General features: G+C 46.3%; 16 protein-coding genes. 15 read left to right on the top strand and 1 reads right to left on the bottom strand.

All coding sequences use genetic code 11. From position 1 onward, the window contains the following. The first annotated feature begins 12 nt into the window (after nucleotides 1-12). The 15 genes from K1X61_07050 to K1X61_06980 all read left to right on the top strand — a co-directional run bounded on the left by K1X61_07050 (nucleotide 13) and on the right by K1X61_06980 (nucleotide 16065). Nucleotides 13-1245, top strand: coding sequence for a c-type cytochrome (locus K1X61_07050; GenBank protein MBX7108386.1), 1233 nt, complete (start codon nucleotides 13-15; stop codon nucleotides 1243-1245). A 21-nt stretch (nucleotides 1246-1266) separates the two neighbouring features. Further along, nucleotides 1267-4437, top strand: a complete 3171-nt coding sequence (locus K1X61_07045; GenBank protein ID MBX7108385.1) for a TAT-variant-translocated molybdopterin oxidoreductase — start codon at nucleotides 1267-1269, stop codon at nucleotides 4435-4437. A 131-nt stretch (nucleotides 4438-4568) separates the two neighbouring features. Then, nucleotides 4569-5993, top strand: a complete 1425-nt coding sequence (gene nrfD / locus K1X61_07040) for a polysulfide reductase NrfD (GenBank protein ID MBX7108384.1) — start codon at nucleotides 4569-4571, stop codon at nucleotides 5991-5993. Nucleotides 5994-6014: 21 nt separating this feature from the next. Then, nucleotides 6015-6548, top strand: a complete 534-nt coding sequence (locus K1X61_07035) for a DUF3341 domain-containing protein (GenBank protein MBX7108383.1) — start codon at nucleotides 6015-6017, stop codon at nucleotides 6546-6548. Nucleotides 6549-6584: 36 nt separating this feature from the next. Next, nucleotides 6585-7238: a cytochrome c gene (locus K1X61_07030; GenBank protein MBX7108382.1), complete on the top strand. Its 654-nt coding sequence runs from the start codon at nucleotides 6585-6587 to the stop codon at nucleotides 7236-7238. 93 nt (nucleotides 7239-7331) lie between these two features. Next, a complete protein-coding gene (gene nrfD, locus K1X61_07025; protein ID MBX7108381.1) occupies nucleotides 7332-8510 on the top strand; it encodes a polysulfide reductase NrfD in 1179 nt (392 codons plus the stop codon). A 25-nt stretch (nucleotides 8511-8535) separates the two neighbouring features. Next, the gene (locus tag K1X61_07020) at nucleotides 8536-9594 is read left to right on the top strand and encodes a cytochrome c oxidase subunit II (GenBank protein ID MBX7108380.1); all 1059 of its coding nucleotides are present in this window, start codon (nucleotides 8536-8538) and stop codon (nucleotides 9592-9594) included. A gap of 129 nt (nucleotides 9595-9723) precedes the next feature. Next, a complete protein-coding gene (locus K1X61_07015) occupies nucleotides 9724-11499 on the top strand; it encodes a cbb3-type cytochrome c oxidase subunit I (GenBank protein MBX7108379.1) in 1776 nt (591 codons plus the stop codon). 76 nt (nucleotides 11500-11575) lie between these two features. Then, nucleotides 11576-12478, top strand: coding sequence for a heme o synthase (gene cyoE / locus K1X61_07010; protein MBX7108378.1), 903 nt, complete (start codon nucleotides 11576-11578; stop codon nucleotides 12476-12478). Between the two features lie 6 nt (nucleotides 12479-12484). Next, on the top strand, nucleotides 12485-13051 hold the full coding sequence (locus tag K1X61_07005; protein MBX7108377.1) for a cytochrome c oxidase subunit 3: 567 nt from the start codon (nucleotides 12485-12487) through the stop codon (nucleotides 13049-13051). Between the two features lie 9 nt (nucleotides 13052-13060). After that, a complete protein-coding gene (locus K1X61_07000; GenBank protein MBX7108376.1) occupies nucleotides 13061-13732 on the top strand; it encodes a cytochrome c oxidase subunit 3 in 672 nt (223 codons plus the stop codon). Nucleotides 13733-13787: 55 nt separating this feature from the next. Next, entirely contained in the window at nucleotides 13788-14117 is a 330-nt protein-coding gene (locus K1X61_06995) for a cytochrome C oxidase subunit IV family protein (GenBank protein MBX7108375.1), read from the top strand. Between the two features lie 479 nt (nucleotides 14118-14596). Next, a complete protein-coding gene (locus K1X61_06990; GenBank protein MBX7108374.1) occupies nucleotides 14597-15226 on the top strand; it encodes an SCO family protein in 630 nt (209 codons plus the stop codon). Next, nucleotides 15223-15744, top strand: coding sequence for a DUF420 domain-containing protein (locus K1X61_06985; protein ID MBX7108373.1), 522 nt, complete (start codon nucleotides 15223-15225; stop codon nucleotides 15742-15744). Before K1X61_06990 ends, K1X61_06985 begins: the two co-directional genes overlap by 4 nt. Nucleotides 15745-15813: 69 nt before the next feature. After that, on the top strand, nucleotides 15814-16065 hold the full coding sequence (locus K1X61_06980; protein ID MBX7108372.1) for a hypothetical protein: 252 nt from the start codon (nucleotides 15814-15816) through the stop codon (nucleotides 16063-16065). Nucleotides 16066-16075: 10 nt separating this feature from the next. Here the strand turns inward: K1X61_06980 and ispG are convergent, their stop codons facing one another. Then, nucleotides 16076-18040: a (E)-4-hydroxy-3-methylbut-2-enyl-diphosphate synthase gene (gene ispG / locus K1X61_06975; protein MBX7108371.1), complete on the bottom strand. Its 1965-nt coding sequence runs from the start codon at nucleotides 18038-18040 to the stop codon at nucleotides 16076-16078. Between the last annotated feature and the right edge of the window lie 111 nt (nucleotides 18041-18151).

Raw genomic sequence — 18151 nt, 5'->3', positions numbered from 1 at the left:
AATCAGGTGCTTATGAGGTCAATGTCATACACGTGTGTCCGGAGTGTTTTTATTTCAAGGGTTTACAGGTTCATAGTATCGGTTTTATTGTTGCATTTTGTTTCTGTTACAGCATCCTTTGCTGAAGTTACCGCTGATAACGGTCAGAAACTTTTCAAACAGTATTGTACCTCCTGCCATCAGCTTAATAATAAACTTGTTGGTCCTGCACTGAAGGATGTGCATAAGCGCCGCTCTGAAGAATGGCTGGTTAAGTGGATTCACAATAATGCTGCGCTCCGCGCTTCGGGTGATAAGGATGCCTTGGCCATCTATGCAGAATACAACAAAAATGAGATGCCCGCCTTTCTCAGTTTTAAGGATGACGACATCAAATCAATTATCGAATATATTAAAGTGCAGAGCGAGGCACCTGCCACACAACCCGGTACTTCAGCGCCGGCAACTGCTACAGGTGCACCGGCTGAACAGCCTTCTTTCTGGCTGTACACGGTGGTCGGTGTCTTATTGGTGATCACTTTCCTGCTGATGCGCACCAATACCGTATTGAAGCGGTTGGCGTACGATAAGATGGGAGAGCCGTTGCCGGAAGAACGTTCCTTTCTCAGCCGGTTAAGGTCAAAACGTGCCGTTGCCTTTTATGTAATTGCCGGTGTCTTCCTGTTGGGTTTCACCATAACAGACAGCGCTATCCGGCTTGGACGATCAAAAAATTATCAGCCCGTTCAGCCTATTGCATTTTCTCATGAATTGCATGCAGGCATCAACCAGATCAATTGCCTCTATTGTCATTCAAGTGCCGAAAAAGGCAAAGTGGCAGGAATTCCTCCCGTGAGCACCTGTATGAATTGTCATAAGGCCGTTCAGCAGGGAGAGACAGAAGCGGGTACAAAGGAGATCCAGAAAATTTATGCTGCTTTTGACAATAATAAACCTGTTGAGTGGACAAAAATTCATAACCTTCCTGATCATGTTTATTTTAACCACTCCCAACACGTAGCCGTCGGCAAAATCGCCTGCCAGACCTGCCATGGCCCCGTTGAGACAATGCCGGTGATGTACCAGTTCACCAGTTTGTCGATGGGTTGGTGCATCAATTGCCATCGCCAGACCAATGTTCAGTTTGGTTCCAATGATTATTACAGCATGTACACCACGCTTCACGAAGAATTCAAGAATGGAAAGATTGATAAAGTTACGGAAGAGATGATGGGTGGTGCCGAATGTCAGAAATGTCACTATTGATTGAGCGAAAATAAATTCCGCATGGAACAAAAAAACTACTGGAAAGGACTTGAGGAGCTGCATGAAGATCCTGCGTTTCTGAAGGAGCGCGATAAAGAATTTGCTGAAGAATTGCCTGTAGAGGAAATCTTTGATTCATCTATTGTCAATAAGCCGGCCAGCAGGCGCGACTTTCTGAAGATGCTTGGTTTCAGTGTCTCTGCTGCTACGTTGGCTGCCAGCTGCCGGATTCCTGTAAATAAGGCGATTCCTTATGTTATTAAGCCGGAAGAAATTGTTCCCGGTGTGGCTAACTATTATGCATCCACCTTTTTCGATGGTAATGATTACTGCCCTGTGCTGGTAAAAACCCGTGATGGCCGTCCGATCAAGATAGAACCACTGCACAGCGCACACATTGCTGAAAATTCTCCCAATCGCTTCCTGTTCGGAGGAACGAGTGCCAGGGCACAGGCTTCCATCCTTTCACTGTATGATATCACACGTCCTCAGCAGCCAACGGTAACCGGCAAGAAAGCCACGTGGGAAGTGGCAGATGGAGAGATCCGTACCCGGCTGATGGATGCCAAAAGCAAAGGTGGCAACATCAGGATTCTGACACCAACACTACTGAGTCCTTCAACAAAGCAGGTGATTGCAGATTTTATCACTGCATTTCCCACCACAAAGCATGTGGTGTATGATCCGGTTTCCTATGCCGGTATTGCTATTGCCAATGAAAAAAGTTTCGGAAAGCGGGTTGTACCCGGCTATCACTTTGAAAATGCAAATGTTATTGTATCCATTGGCGCTGATTTCCTGGGCACCTGGATTTCTCCGGTTGAGTACACAAGGCAGTATGTCCGCAACCGGAAAGTGTCGCCGGAAAAGACGGAGATGAGCCGTCATTACCAGGTTGAATCACGCCTGTCGCTTACCGGATCCAATGCCGATAAGCGTGCAGTGGTGAAACCTTCGGAAGAAGCTGTTGCCGTAATCGCATTATACAACAAACTGGCTGCTGCTATGGGTGCAGCAACGATGCCCGGCGGCGCCCTGACCGGCAAAGCGGAAAAAGTAATTACTGCCGCCGCTGCCGATCTGGCCGCAAATAAAGGCAAAGCATTAGTGGTAGCCGGTTCCAACGACGCCAATGTACAGGCGGTTGTAAATGCAATCAATATGATGCTGGGCAGTTACGGCAGCACCATTAATCTCAATCAGTATTCCAACACACATCAATCGGGTGATAAAGACATGATGAGCCTGTTGGATGAAATGAATAACGGGACGGTTAACACACTGATATTGTATGGCGCTAATCCGGCATACGATCACATGAATGCCAAAGGTTTCGCCGATGCATTACAAAAGGTGGAAACTTCCATATCACTGAACGACAGGGCGGACGAAACCACTGCACTCTGCCGTTATCACTGCCCGGATCATCATTACCTCGAAAGCTGGAATGACGCATCACCAAGAGCGGGTTTGTTTACCATGTGCCAGCCTGTCATCTGGCCGTTATTTGACACACGGCAGGCACAGGATAGCCTGTTGCGTTGGATGGGTAATATGGAAGATTACTACGCTTATATCAAGAATAACTGGATCAGGAATGTATATCCTGCGCAAACAACTTATGGCGATGCGCAGACATTCTGGGATATGTGTGTGAAGGAAGGTGCTTTTGAAATTAACACGGGAGGCAATACTGTTTCAGGAAATATTGTTGACGTAGCTTCCGCTGCAGGAGCGATCATGGCGATAGCATCAAAGGCGAACGGACTGGAACTTTCCCTGTATGAAAAAGTCGGAATGGGCAACGGCCGCTATGCAAACCTGCCATGGCTGCAGGAGTTACCCGATCCTGTATCAAAGGTGGTGTGGGACAATTATCTCTGTGTTTCACCAAAATTTGCAAAAGACAATGGCCTGGTAATGGATGTGGTTTCACATCATTCCGATATGGTGAAAGTTACAGCAGGGAATGTGTCCATTGAAGTGCCTGTTTATATTCAGCCCGGCCAAACAGATACCGCTGTATCCCTTGCCCTCGGTTATGGACGGACTAAAGCCGGACGCGCGGGCAATGGCGTAGGGCAAAATGCATATCCTTTTGTTTCCACGAATGGCGAAACCAGCATTTACAATATTGCTGGTATCACGGTTACCAAACTGAACAGGAAGTACGAAATTGCCATGACGCAGACGCACTTCAGTTTTGAAGGGCGTGATGCGATCAGGGAAACAGTTTTATCGGAATACAAAAAACATCCTGAAGAAAATAAAGACGAAAAGGAAGAGCTGAAACATTTGTGGGCAGAGACACTTTATCCGGAACAGAAATTCCCGGGTCCAAAATGGGGAATGTCAATTGATCTGAATTCCTGCATCGGTTGCGGTGCATGTGCCGTTTCATGCCAGGCAGAAAATAATGTCCCTGTGGTGGGTAAAACGGAGGTCATGCGCGTTCACGAAATGTCGTGGATACGGATCGACCGGTACTATTCTTTCCCTGGCGAGCATGGCACCATTGACAAGGAGAAGGAATATGATCATATCCAGGATTACCAGGATGTGCAGGTTGTTTTCCAACCCATGTTATGCCAGCATTGCGATAATGCTCCGTGTGAAAATGTTTGCCCTGTTTCCGCCACCAATCATAGCAGTGAAGGGCTGAATCAAATGGCCTATAACCGCTGCATCGGTACGAGATACTGCGCCAATAACTGCCCTTATAAAGTGCGCCGGTTTAACTGGCTCGATTATACCACTGCCGATGTGTTTCCCTGGAACGAGCCATGGAAAATACCAACATTGGGAATTAAGGATCCGGGAATGACGGATGCCATGACGAGGATGGTGTTGAATCCCGACGTAACCGTTCGTGCACGAGGCGTGATGGAGAAATGCTCCTTCTGTGTTCAGCGCATACAGGATGGTAAATTACATGCCAAGAAGGAAGGTCGCCCGCTGATAGAGAGTGATGTTAAGTCTGCCTGCCAGACAGCCTGCCCTGCTGATGCCATCTCTTTTGGAAACCTGAATGATGAAAAAAGTGAAGTGCGCAGGAATCATGAAGACGGACGGTCTTATTACACGCTTGCTGAATTGAACACCCGCCCTGCCATTGCTTACATGACGAAGGTGCGGAACACCGATGAAATGGTGCCGGGTGGAGAGAAAAAGCAAAAGGCAGATCATTCATGATGTGGTGACATCACCGGAAAAGGCTTATTGATTTTCCGTGACAAGAAGTGTCACATTAGAAATTGATAAGTAAAGTTTTATAGTGATAGCGTTTAGGAAGAAGAATTTTTGTTGAGATAAAAAAAAATTTCATGCACGCAGAATCGTACTTAAGGCCGCCGCTGATCCAGGGAAGCAAAACATATCTTCAGATCACTGAAGATATTTCCCGCTCTGTGGAAGCGAAGCCTTCCCGTTCCTGGTGGATTGCTACAACCATCGCAGCCACTGTCATGAGCTGGGGCCTGTTTTGTATTGCCTGGACAGTCTGGTTCGGAATCGGAACCTGGGGGCTCAACAGGACTATCGGCTGGGGTTGGGATATCACCAACTTTGTATGGTGGATTGGTATCGGTCATGCCGGAACACTGATTTCTGCCATTCTATTACTTTTTCGCCAGAAGTGGCGTACCGGTGTAAACCGTGCGGCAGAAGCCATGACTATCTTCGCCGTAATCTGCGCCGCATTATTCCCTGTGTTTCACATGGGCCGTGTATGGCTTGCCTTCTTTAATCTTCCTTATCCAAACAGCCGTGGACCGGTATGGCCTAACTTCAACTCGCCGCTCATGTGGGATGTATTCGCAATTTCCACGTACTTCACGGTATCGCTGATGTTCTGGTATACAGGCCTGATTCCTGATATCGCAACCATCCGCGACCGTGCAAAAAGTAAAATTGCAAAATGGGCTTACGGCCTGCTGAGTTTTGGTTGGGTAGGTTCTGCCAAACACTGGCAACGACATGAGATGCTGTCTCTCGTACTGGCAGGTATCTCTACACCGCTCGTGCTTTCCGTACATACAATAGTATCTTTTGACTTTGCCACTTCAGTAATACCAGGATGGCATACCACCATCTTTCCGCCTTATTTTGTTGCGGGCGCCATCTTCTCCGGCTTCGCTATGGTATTAACACTGATGATTCTTACGCGAAAAGTGCTGAACCTTGAGCAATACATTACACTTGATCACATCGAATCAATGAATAAGATCATTGTACTGACAGGTTCGATTGTCGGATGTGCTTATCTCACAGAATTATTTACAGCGTGGTATTCACAGAATCCTTATGAGCAGTATGCCTTTGCCAACAGGGCACTTGGCCCTTACTGGTGGTCGTACTGGGGCATGATGACTTGCAACGTAATCTCACCACAACTGTTTTGGGTGCGTAAGCTCCGCCGTAGCGTTTGGTTTACTTTCTTTATGTCTATAGTAATCAATTGCGGTATGTGGTTCGAGCGGTTTGTTATCATCGTTACTTCACTGCACCGCGACTATGTACCGTCTTCCTGGGCGATGTACTCACCTACATGGGTGGAAATCAGCATTTATGTAGGATCCATTGGATTGTTTTTCACCGCCTTCCTCATTTTTGCCAAAACAATGCCTGTGATAGCCATGGCTGAAATACGGCATATCATGAAAACATCGGGCGAAGCACAGAAGAAAGCCGCCCATGCGCACGGGAAAGCTCATGGACATGATCCTCACATTGTGCCGCAGACCATTTAATCAAACTGAAATTTTGAATGCATGAAACGATATCTTTTAGGTTTGTACGATGATGATGATGTGCTGCTGAATGCAGTGGATAAAGTGCGTGAGCAAAATATCCGCATTCATGATGTGGTAACACCATTTGCAGTACACGGGCTGGATGAAAAACTCGGCTTGCGTGAATCCAAATTGCATATTGGCGGGTTTTTTATCGGCCTCACCGGCCTTACCATTGCCTTTTCCTTTATGACCTGGGTTTTTACTGCAAACTGGCCCATCGTTTTTGGCGGAAAACCACATTTCTCCTTTCCCGCATTCATACCCATCATGTTTGAGTTTACGGTATTGTCTGCATCCATCGGGATGACCGTCGCTTTCCTTGCACTGTGTCATCTCTATCCCGGAAGATTCCGTGAACCGCTTGATCCTAGAACAACCAGCCACCTTTTTGGAATGGTATTTAAAATCACAGATCAGACGACACAAGAAGAAAAGGACCGGATAAGCAAAATATTAAGAGAATCAGGAGCGGTGGAAGTGAAAGAACGCGAAATGGAAAAACATTATTAAGCATTCATTAGTCTGATAACGATTTAACGTAGCAGCATGACGGAAAGATTGAATCTTAGAACAGGAAGCATCTTGGCCATAATCATCACCATGGCGCTCGTGATGACTTCTTCCTGCTATTATCCCCGTACCGAACCCGGATGGGAATATATGCCTGATATGGCACATTCGCTGGCTTATGAAACATATACTGCCAATCCGTTTTTCCCGGATAGTATGAATGCCATTCAGCCGGTGCCTAACACTATTCCAAGAGGTGTTTACATGCCATTTCATTACAGTGCAAATGTCAGCGGTTATGATTCCGCTGGACTATACCTTCATTTTCCCTCCTGGTTGGGAGATAAGGACCTGGAAGAGGGTAAAAGGCTGTTCGGGATTAATTGCGCGGTATGCCACGGTTTCGGTGGAAATGCAAACGGATCCATCGTGGTAAATGCAAAGATCAAAAATCCTTACCCTGCACCACCTTCTTACTTCGCTGATAATCTCATTAACCTTCCTGAAGGAAAAGCTTATTACAGCGTGCATTACGGAAAAAACCTCATGGGCGCCTATTCCAAGTCACTCGATCACGACCAGGTTTGGAAAGTGGTTTATTATGTGAAGTCTTTGCAGAAGCATTACCTGGATAGTATTGCAGCCAAAGGTGCTGCAGCATCAGCGGTTCAGGATACAGTGAAGAAATAGTCAATAGTCAGGAAGTTTGAAGATTGCGATCACAGATTACAGTTTTAAGGATTAATGGTATCGAAAGAACTGAATCGAAAACTTTAAGAAAACATGGACGAAAAATTTATTTTCCCTCAGCGGCTGAAGACGATCAGTTTTGCTCTCATGGCCGTTGGGCTGGCAGGTACTGTGGCGGCTTATTTCATGTACAATGATGAAGCCGGTACGCAACGCTGGTGGGCGAATATGCTGCTGAATGCAGTGTTTTTTCAGGGCATAGCTATGGCCAGCGCATTTTTCCAGGCGGCTACCTATGTAGCGTATAATGGTTCCATTACAGCTTTTAAGAGAATTCCGGAATCCATTGCCGGATTTCTGCCTTATACTGCCTCCTTGTTGCTGCTGGTGCTGATATTCGGGCATACCCATTTATACGAATGGTCGAATGCTGATGTGGCTTCCAATGATCCGTTGATACAGGCAAAAACCGGTTACCTGAATCTGCCTTTCTTCTTTATCAGGTTTGCTTTTTTTGTTGGCATTCTCGTAACTCTCTCTTACCTGATGCGCAAAAATTCACTGGCCGAAGATATTCATGGCGGTATCACCTACTATAAAAAGAATCTTACCGTCGCTTCCATCTTCCTGATATTTTTTGCAGTGTATATCTCTGTTACTTCCTGGGATTGGCTGATGTCGCTCGATCCTCATTGGTACAGTACCATGTTTGGCTGGTATACTTTTGCCAGTTTCTGGGTTACCGGCATCTCCGTCATGACACTGGTAGTGGTGTACGTAAAACGTAAAGGTTATCTCGAAGTGGTAAAAGAAGGCCACCTGCATGACCTCGGAAAACTCATGTTTGCTTTCAGTGTCTTCTGGACCTACCTGATCTTTTGCCAGTTTATGCTGATCTGGTATGCCAATATACCGGAAGAAACCGCTTACTTCCGTCAGCGTTACGATCATTACATGATTTTGTTCTACACGATTTTTATCATGAATTTTGTCGCTCCGTTCCTGGTATTGATGAGCCGCGATGCCAAACGAAAAATGCAGATACTGGTCATTGCCGCCTGTATCATTATTGTTGGGCATTTCATCGACTTTTACCTGATCGTGATGCCCGGCACCGTTGGCAATAACGCCGGTTTCGGATTGGCAGAGATTGCCCCGCCGCTCTTCTATGCGGGCCTGCTGATTTTTGTTGTCTTTAGCAACCTGACGAAAGCGAACCTGGTACCAAAGCATCATCCTTTTCTCGACGAAAGTCTCCACCATACTACCTGATTAACGATTTGAAAGAACCCGTTTTATGACCACATCTCTTTTAGTTGTTATTGCCGTTGTACTGTTTACGCTGGTTATTTTTCAGCTCGCAAAAACTACCGAGTTTGTAGCCATTTTGCGCGGCGAGGAAAAAACGCACCTGGAATCAGACAGGATCAACTCCCGCCTGATGTTGATCTTCCTTATACTGGGGATGATAGCACTGGCCTGGTCTCTGGTATATTTTAAAGATGATATGATACTGGAGGCTGCTTCTGTGCATGGGGCATGGATTGACAGCATGTTCAACGTAACATTATTTTTCACGGGTATTATGTTTGTGCTTACACAGGTAGCCCTGTTTTATTTTGCATGGAAATACAAGCATACCAAAGGAAGAAAAGCACTCTATTATCCTGAAAACAATAAGCTGGAGATGTGGTGGACAGTGATCCCAGCCATAGTGCTCACCACACTGGTGGTTATCGGTCTCTATCGCTGGTTTCAGATTACAGGTCCCGAACCCAAGGATTCAGATGTGGTGGAAATCACCGGTAAACAATTTAACTGGATGCTCCGTTATCCGGGAAAGGATGGAAAAATGGGTGCCAATCAGTTTGAATATATCACGGAAGGCAATGGTGTCGGCATTGATTTTAATGATGCCAACAGCAAGGATGACTTTATGCCGAATGAAATGCACCTCGTTGTGAATAAGCCGGTGCTGCTGAAGATCAAAGCGCGCGATGTGATTCACGATGTGGGTATTCCATGGTTCAGGGTGAAGATGGATGCTGTTCCGGGTATCACCACCAGATTTTGGTTTACACCTACGGTGACAACGGCGGAGATGAAGCAGAAAACCGGCAATCCCGATTTTGTATATGAAATTGCCTGTGATCAGTTGTGTGGTAAAGGCCATTTTGGAATGAAAGGAACGATCGTGGTGGAAACACAGGAGGAGTTTGATAAATGGTCGGCATCACAGCAGTCATTTTATGATGCGGTGATTAAGGGAACTGCCGAAGAGAAAAAATTTGCTGATCTCAGCGAACAATTGAAAAATGCAGAAGCAGCTAAGGCAAGCATGCCGCACCACGAATAATGTCGGGCATCAGCTTACTTTCAGCATAATTGATAATTTAATGTAAATGATTCAGCCATGAGCGAAACAGTTTTGGGTCAGGAAGTCCATAAGGTTTTTACCGGTGACAGTACGCATCACCAGGATTCCATGGGTGAAATTCATGAGCCACACGGCCATCATGAGCATCACAAAGACAGTTTCATTACCAAATATATCTTCAGCCAGGATCATAAGATGATCGCCAAACAGTTCCTGATTACAGGCATTTTCTGGGCCTTAGTCGGAGGCATGCTGTCTGTAGTTTTTCGTGTACAACTCGGTTTCCCGAATCAGGCCTTCCCGATTCTTGAAACGATCTTCGGCAAATGGGCGCCAGGTGGTATCATCAGCCCTGAGTTTTATTACATGCTGGTAACCATGCACGGCACCTTGCTGGTATTTTTTGTGCTCACCGCCGGCCTCAGCGGCACCTTTGCCAACTTGCTGTTGCCATTACAGATAGGCGCCCGCGACATGGCATCTCCGTTTTTAAATATGCTTTCTTACTGGTTCTTCTTTTTAGCAAGCGTGGTGATGATGTCCTCCTTCTTTTTACCGGAAGGTGCATCTGATGTGGGATGGACTGCTTATCCTCCTTTAAGCGCAGTACGTGAATCAGCACCGGGAGCAGGAGCAGGCATGGACTTTTGGCTCGTCGGCATGGCCCTGTTTATTTTTTCAAGTCTGCTGGGTGGCCTTAACTATATCACTACAGTGCTGAACCTTCGTACAAAAGGCATGTCCATGGCCAAGATGCCGCTCACAGTATGGGCATTGCTGATAACCGCTGTACTTGGTTTGCTTTCCTTTCCGGTACTGCTTGGCGCCGCCATTCTTCTCATATTAGACCGCACCATTGGCACCAGCTTTTATCTCGATAACATTTTTATCAATGGACATGCGCTGCCTAATGATGGTGGCAATGCCATTCTCTATCAGCATCTCTTCTGGTTCCTTGGCCATCCTGAAGTATATATTATCATCCTGCCTGCCTTTGGATTGGTTTCAGAAGTGCTGGCCACCAATGCACGCAAGCCCATATTCGGATACCGTGCCATGATACTTTCAATGCTGGCTATTGCCATATTGGCTTTCGTGGTGTGGGCGCATCATATGTTTGTAACCGGACTGAACCCATTTGTGGCTTCCGTGTTTGTATTTCTCACCTTGCTCGTGGCTGTACCCTCCGCTATCAAAGTATTCAACTGGATAGCCACTATCTGGCAGGGTAACATCCGGTTTACGCCGGCTATGTTGTTTGCCATCGGTTTTGTATCAATGTTTATTTCTGGCGGCCTCACCGGTATTTTCCTCGGTAATTCTTCACTCGATATTGAGCTGCACGACACCTACTTCGTTATCGCACACTTCCACATTGTGATGGGTGTGTCGGCCTTCTTTGGCATGTTCGCAGGGGTTTATCACTGGTTTCCCAAAATGTATGGCCGATTCATGAATAATACGCTTGGTTACATTCATTTCTGGATCACGATGGTTGGCGCTTACATGATCTTCTGGCCAATGCACTATATGGGTCTTGCAGGTGTTCCACGGAGATATTATTCTTTTGATGCCTTTCAGTCATTCAATATGTTTGGTGGCCTCAATCAGTTCATCACGTTGGCGGCTATGCTGGTGTTCTTTGCACAGCTCCTCTTCGTCGTGAATTTCCTGTTCAGTATGTTCTACGGGCGTAAGCTCAAGTCAAAAAATCCATGGGATTCGAATACCATTGAATGGACGACGCCTATCAATGCTGGGCATGGCAACTGGCCGGGTGAACTGCCTACCGTTTACCGCTGGCCTTATGACTACAGTAAAAATGGCGACGAATTCATTCCGCAAACCACGCCGCTGAAGGAAGGCGAAACGGGCGGGCATTAAACAGGCTGTAAGGCAGCAATAAATGCTGTTGCCGGTAAAAATCTATTACAAATATTTAAGATCATTCAACTGATTGATGAATCAAATTAAGACAGCAGAACGCATCAGCATAGCCTTGATCATATCCTCGAAGCTGAAGGATTATTCGCAGCTTGTGAAGCTCAGGCTTTCGATGCTGGTCATTTTTTCCTCTGTGACAGGATACCTGATGGCTGCCAACGGAAACTGGGAATGGCCTCAGCTTTTGTTACTCATCCTTGCGGGTTTCTTAACCACCGCTTCATCCAATGCGCTGAACCAGGTAATTGAGAAAGATTTTGACCGCTTGATGAAACGCACAGCCAACCGCCCGTTACCTACGGAAAGAATGACCAATGCGGAAGCATTGCTTGCAGCCGGCATATTCGGCGTAGCTGGCATTACCATCTTCTGGATCTATTTTAATCAGCTTGCCGCGCTGTTCAGTGCGATTGCGTTGCTGTGCTATGCATTCATCTATACACCACTGAAAAGATTTTCACCCGTAGCGGTTTTCGTAGGCGCTATTCCCGGTGCATTGCCGCCGCTGATTGGCTGGGTAAGCGCAACAGGGCTATTGTCGCCTGTAGCTTTTGCCTTGTTTGGCATTCAGTTTATGTGGCAGTTCCCTCATTTCTGGGCCATTGCCTGGGTGGGCCATGATGATTACATGCGGGCCGGTTATAAGTTGCTGCCTTCCAAAGAGGGCAGGAGCAAATTCAGTGCAATGCAGATCATGTTGTACATCTTAGTGCTGATTCCGGTAAGCCTGGTGCCGGCCTGGATGGAAATCAGCGGCATTATTTCAGCGTTGATTGTATTGTTCTGCGGCATTGTATTTCTGATTCAATCCGTTTTACTCCTGCAGCAATGCAGCATTGAAGCCGCGAAGAAACTAATGTTTGGCTCTTTCTTTTATTTACCGATTGTTCAGCTGGCCATTTACTTTGACAGGATATAGCAATTCATGACAAGCGCTACTGCAAATAACAACCGATTCCATCCGCTTAAATTCGGCCTGTGGCTGGGTATTGCAAGCATCATCATGTTGTTTGCCTCTCTCACGAGCGCCTATATTGTCAGGAAAGCGCAAGGCAATTGGGTGGAGTTTGGAATGCCGCCCGTATTTTGGATTAATACCGCTGTGATCTTACTGAGCAGCTTTACCATGCACTGGGCTTTGAATTCCTTCAGGCGGTTTAAGGAGGGCACATACCGCATCGCACTCTTCATCACATTCGTTTTAGGCGTTCTTTTCCTGGCAGGCCAGTATTACGGATGGCTCGACCTTGCCAACCGCGGAATTTACATTGATGGAAATCCGTCGGGATCATTCGTGTACGCCATTTCCGGTGTACATGCAGTGCATATCCTGGGCGGATTGGTATTTATGCTGGTGATGCTGATCAGGGCAATGATCAGGCGTTTTAATCCCAACCGCCTGACCGGTGTACAGATGATGGCGACCTACTGGCACTTTGTAGATGTGCTCTGGATTTACCTTTTTATCTTTTTTCAAATTAATCTTTCTTAATAACTACTGATGGCAGAAGCAACACTTTCAACTACCGCCGTAAGGCCTTCGATCTGGAACGGGGGGCGATCACCTTTCAAGGTGAGTTGGGGAAAACTGATGATGTGGTATTTCCTCGTGGGCGACTCCTTTTCATTCGCATCCTTTCTCATTACCTATGGAGCGTTGCGCTTTAGTTATAACGCATGGCCGGCACCCACGCATGTCTTCTCTTCTGTGCCTTTCCTCGAAGGTGTGAAGCTGCCTTTGATGTTTGTGAGTTTCATGACCTTTACGCTTATCATGAGCAGTGTAACCATGGTACTTGCGGTGCACTACGGCAATCATGAAATGAACCGTAAAAAGGTGACGAAGTGGTTGTTGCTTACCATACTAGGTGGCATCATATTCCTAAGCAGCCAGGCATGGGAATGGACGCACCTGATTGTGGATGAACACATGACGCTGGCTTCCAATCCTTTTGGCGCGCCGGCTTTCGGATGGTTGTTTTTCACGATTACGGGCTTCCATGGTTTCCACGTGTTCACCGGCGTGGTGATTAACAGCATTGTGTGCAGAAAGGTGGCCCGGGGCGATTATGACCGGAAGGGCAGCTACGAGATGATTGAGAAGATTGGATTGTACTGGCACTTTGTGGACCTGGTGTGGGTATTTGTGTTCATGGCATTTTACCTGCTTTGATCCATTGATAATTTATTCTTCAGGAACTGATTTTGAAAATTCAAACCAATAAACAATGAGTAACGAACACGGCGAAAGCACTGACATGGTAAAACTGATCTGGAGAACCACTTTATGGCTTTCCATCATCACGGTAGTTGAAATCGCACTGGCGGTTACCCTTACGGAATTCTTCACCGAAAACGGTATGCTGCTGGTATTGAATGCATTTTATATCATCATGAGCCTTGCCAAAGCATTCTTCATCGTTTCTGTTTTCATGCACCTTAAGTTTGAAGTGAAATACCTTGCCATTACCATTCTTATTCCCATGACGTTTCTGCTCTTCGCCGTAATTGCATTGCTGGCAGAAGGTGATTCATGGCTGCACATGCGAACCTATTGATGGCTTACTTCAGGTATTCCGGAATCATAAAATCTCTTTTCGAAGAGATTTTTTTTTGTTCAGCCACCAGAAGCAATTGTCATTTAAGAAGATATTGCGACGCTTGCTCATTGCATCAAAATGATTTGCTGCAGCCGCTGTACATTTCAGTACTTTCAAAACAATCTTGCAGACACGAGCGAAACGCGGCGCCGGCACAGGGGATGAAAACAAAGTTGGCGGATTGGCCGGAAAAAAAGCGAAAAGATGTTTCATGCCATGGACTGACTAAACTGCTCATACTTCAGGTTTTTTAGTTGTTAATCAATTTTATTTGATGCATTTCGCTGCAATAATTCTCAAGTCCTGTTTACCCGAAGTTCGCTGCAGTCGCATTTTTGCTGCTCAATCTGCAGTAGAAAATGAAGCACCTTGAATCATAAAATTCTTTTACGGCATTTCAACATCTGTGCAGTAGCTTTGCGGCTTTAATTTTTTCTATGAATAAATTCACCTCACGCCTAATTGTTTTTATCATACTGGTTGCCTTTCCGCTGGGATTTTTTTTCTATTACAAACAGAAGATTGATGCCCTTCCCAACCGGCAGCGGGAGGTGCGTGTATTCTGGGATGCACCTGATTTCAGTTTTGAAACGCAAAATGGTGATACGCTGCATAGCAGGGATTTGAAGGGACATGCTTATGTAGTCGATTTCATCTTCACCAATTGTGAAGGGGTTTGTCCTAACCTTTCGAAAACCATGTCATTGATACAGCTCAATTTTAAAGATGATGATCGCCTGAAACTGGTTTCCTTCACTGTTGATCCGGATCGCGATTCCATTCCGGTGCTGCAGGAATATGCAAAACGATATGAGGCGATTGACGGTAAATGGTATTTCCTGCGCGGCGAAAAGCAAACCGTCTGGAACATGGCACAGCAAGGCTTCAAAGTGCCGGTAGTGTACACTCCGGAAGGCGGCAAAGGCGCGGAGTTTACCCACACTGAAAAAATTGTGCTCGTGGATGAGGATGGCAAGATCCGCGGATTTTACAACGGCCTCGACAAGCAGATGATGGATACATTTTATAACAATCTCGCCAGCATCTTGGTAGGCATTCCGCAATGAAAGAACGTTCGGTTAACTGGGCTATCGCAATTGTTTCGGTAACAGTGCCTTTGCTGGTGCTCATCTTGTTTTATATAAAACCGCCGGATGTAAGAGTCGGTTTTGACCTCCGCATTCTTCCGGCACTGAATGCATCGCTGAATTTCTCTACTGCCCTGTTACTCATCACCGGTTATTATTTCATAAGGCATAAAAAAATAAGCAGTCACCGCTTGTGCATGATTACTGCATTTTGCTTTTCCGCTTTATTCCTGGTTTTTTACGTAATCTATCACGCATTGACGGAGGCCACTTTATACGGCGGGCAAGGCATGATCCGCAACATTTATTTTTTTATACTTATCACGCACATTGTGCTGGCTGCCGCTATTTTGCCGTTGATACTGATCACCCTTGTAAGAGGGTTGCAGGAAAAATTTGACCGTCACCGTAAAATTGCACGCTGGACTTTTCCCCTGTGGCTGTATGTGGCCATCAGCGGTGTGGTGGTTTACCTGATGCTGTCGCCATATTATTAGTTACTGAACAGGAATTTCAAACCTTGGCAAACAATTTTGTAGTAATTTCAACACATAATTTTTGAGTACATGAAAACAACACTCGTCGCTTTTTTATTTACGCTTGTTCTGCTCACCGGTTCATTTGGGTTGGCATCAGCTCAATGCGCCATGTGTAAGCAGAGCGCTGAAAGTTCATTGAAGGAAGGTAGCACAGATGCAAAAGGATTGAACATCGGCATCATGTATCTGCTGGTAATTCCGTATGCTTTGGTCGGCGGTATCGGATACTACTGGTATATCAATAATAAAAAGAAAACAGGCGAAGAAATTCAGGATTAATCGGCACTCACTACTCTCTACTCATCTCCACCCAATCACCATTTTCCTTAATCAGCGCAATCAACTCTTCCACAGCCACCGTTGATTCCACTGCCCGTTTTACCACTTCCTTTCCCTTGTACAAAGTGATTTTTCCGACGCCGCTTCCCACGTATCCGTAATCTGCATCGGCCATTTCGCCCGGACCATTGACTATGCAACCCATGATGGCAATTTTTATACCTTTCAGATGATTGGTACGCGCCCTGATGGCAGCAGTGGTTTCCTGGAGGTCGAAGAGCGTACGGCCGCAGGAAGGGCAGGAGATGTATTCCGTTTTGGAGATGCGCAAACGTGTTCCCTGCAGAATGCCGAAACATAGCCTGTTAATGGCATTTGCGAGATGTTGTGGTGCATGCAACCAGATACCATCACCTAAACCATCGAGTAACAGTGCTCCGAAATCGGTGGCGGCATATAAGGTGAGTTCATCCGGCACAAGATTTTCGAACGAACGCCTGATGATTACCGGATTTTCAACCTGCTCGCTGATCAAATCAAAAAATACACGGCGTTGTTCCATCATGCCATTGAAATGTGCGGTATCCAATATCACCACGGCAGAGGCATCATCTTTAAGCTGATCAATTAATTCATCTGAAATGTCGTCAATGCGCACCATCACAAATTTCAACCTCCCATCCTTCTGTTGCCGGTTCACGTATTGTGATGCATTGAATGCATAAAAATTTCTTTCGTCCGGTATCATATTTTTTCGTTCATCATATTGCCGGATGACGCCCAGTGTTCCGGGAACCGGAAAGCTGATCTCGGTACTTCCCGTAAAGAGGTAGTCAGCGGCCATATCGCTGATGTTCCATTTGTCGGTACCCGCATCATACCGGTAGCCGGCGGCCAGCAATGTTTCAGGTGTAATGGTCTTTTCCTGTGAAAAATCCATCACAACTACAGGCACCTGGTTCGCCCCGTTATTTTCAACCGGATGCGTCTGGCGCCTGCTGTATGTAAACGGGTGAACCGGTGATTTACTGATACGCGCAATTTTCGGAACTTTTCTTTCTGTCGTGTACCTGTTTGCAAGCATCCTGGCCACGGGCAACTCCAGTTCCGGATCTTCCGTAAGAGAAACCCGGATCGTATCACCTAAGCCATCTTCCAGCAAAGCGCCAATGCCGATGGCGGATTTAATGCGCCCGTCTTCACCATCACCTGCTTCCGTAACGCCGAGGTGCAGCGGGTAAATCAGGTCTGTCTTACGCAATGGTGATGTTAAACGATCTGCTCTTTCCAGCATCTTATGCACGAGTAAACGGTAGGCCTGCACCATCACCTGCGGATTGCTTGATTTCATCGAGAGCACAATGTTATGATATCCTTCCTCTTCGGCAATGGTTAAAAACTCGAAAGCCGATTCCACCATGCCCAGCGGTGTATCACCATAACGACTCATGATACGGTCGCTGAGCGAACCATGATTGGTGCCGATTCTCATAGCCGTTCCATATTCCTTGCAGATCTTAACCAGCGGCAGGAATTTCCCGCGAATGCGGTCTAGTTCTGCTTCATATTCCGCATCAGAATATTCCATTACCTGGAATTTTTTCTTGTCGGCGTAGTTGCCCGGGTTCACCCGCACCTTTTCAACGATGCGTGCTGCAACTTCGGCGGCATTGGGTGTAAAGTGAATATCGGCAACCAGTGGTGTGTCATATCCTCTTGCTTTCAGTTCTTTTTTTACTGCTGCAAGATTATTCGCTTCATGTATACTTGGTGCCGTGATGCGCACCAATTCTGCTCCGGCTTCGATCATCCTGATGGATTGTGCAACTGTTGCAGCAGTATCCATGGTGTCAGTAGTCGTCATGGATTGTATGCGGATCGGGTGACCTCCGCCAATGCAGAGATGGCCTGCATTTACTTCACGCGTTTGAAGTCTTGAATAGCTGGTGAGTGAATTGCAATAGTTTACAGACATGCTTACATCATTGTGCCGGCCAAAATTAGGATTTATCAGGACGGCCTGAAAAGAATTATTACCGTGATATTACGCTGTTAACAGCTATGCTTAATTTCCTATTTTCACCTC

The organism is Chitinophagales bacterium, assembly GCA_019694975.1.
Lineage (GTDB): Bacteria > Bacteroidota > Bacteroidia > Chitinophagales > UBA10324 > JACCZZ01.
Note: the sequence above shows the minus strand (reverse complement) of the source record. Positions and strands in the feature narration are given on the sequence as shown.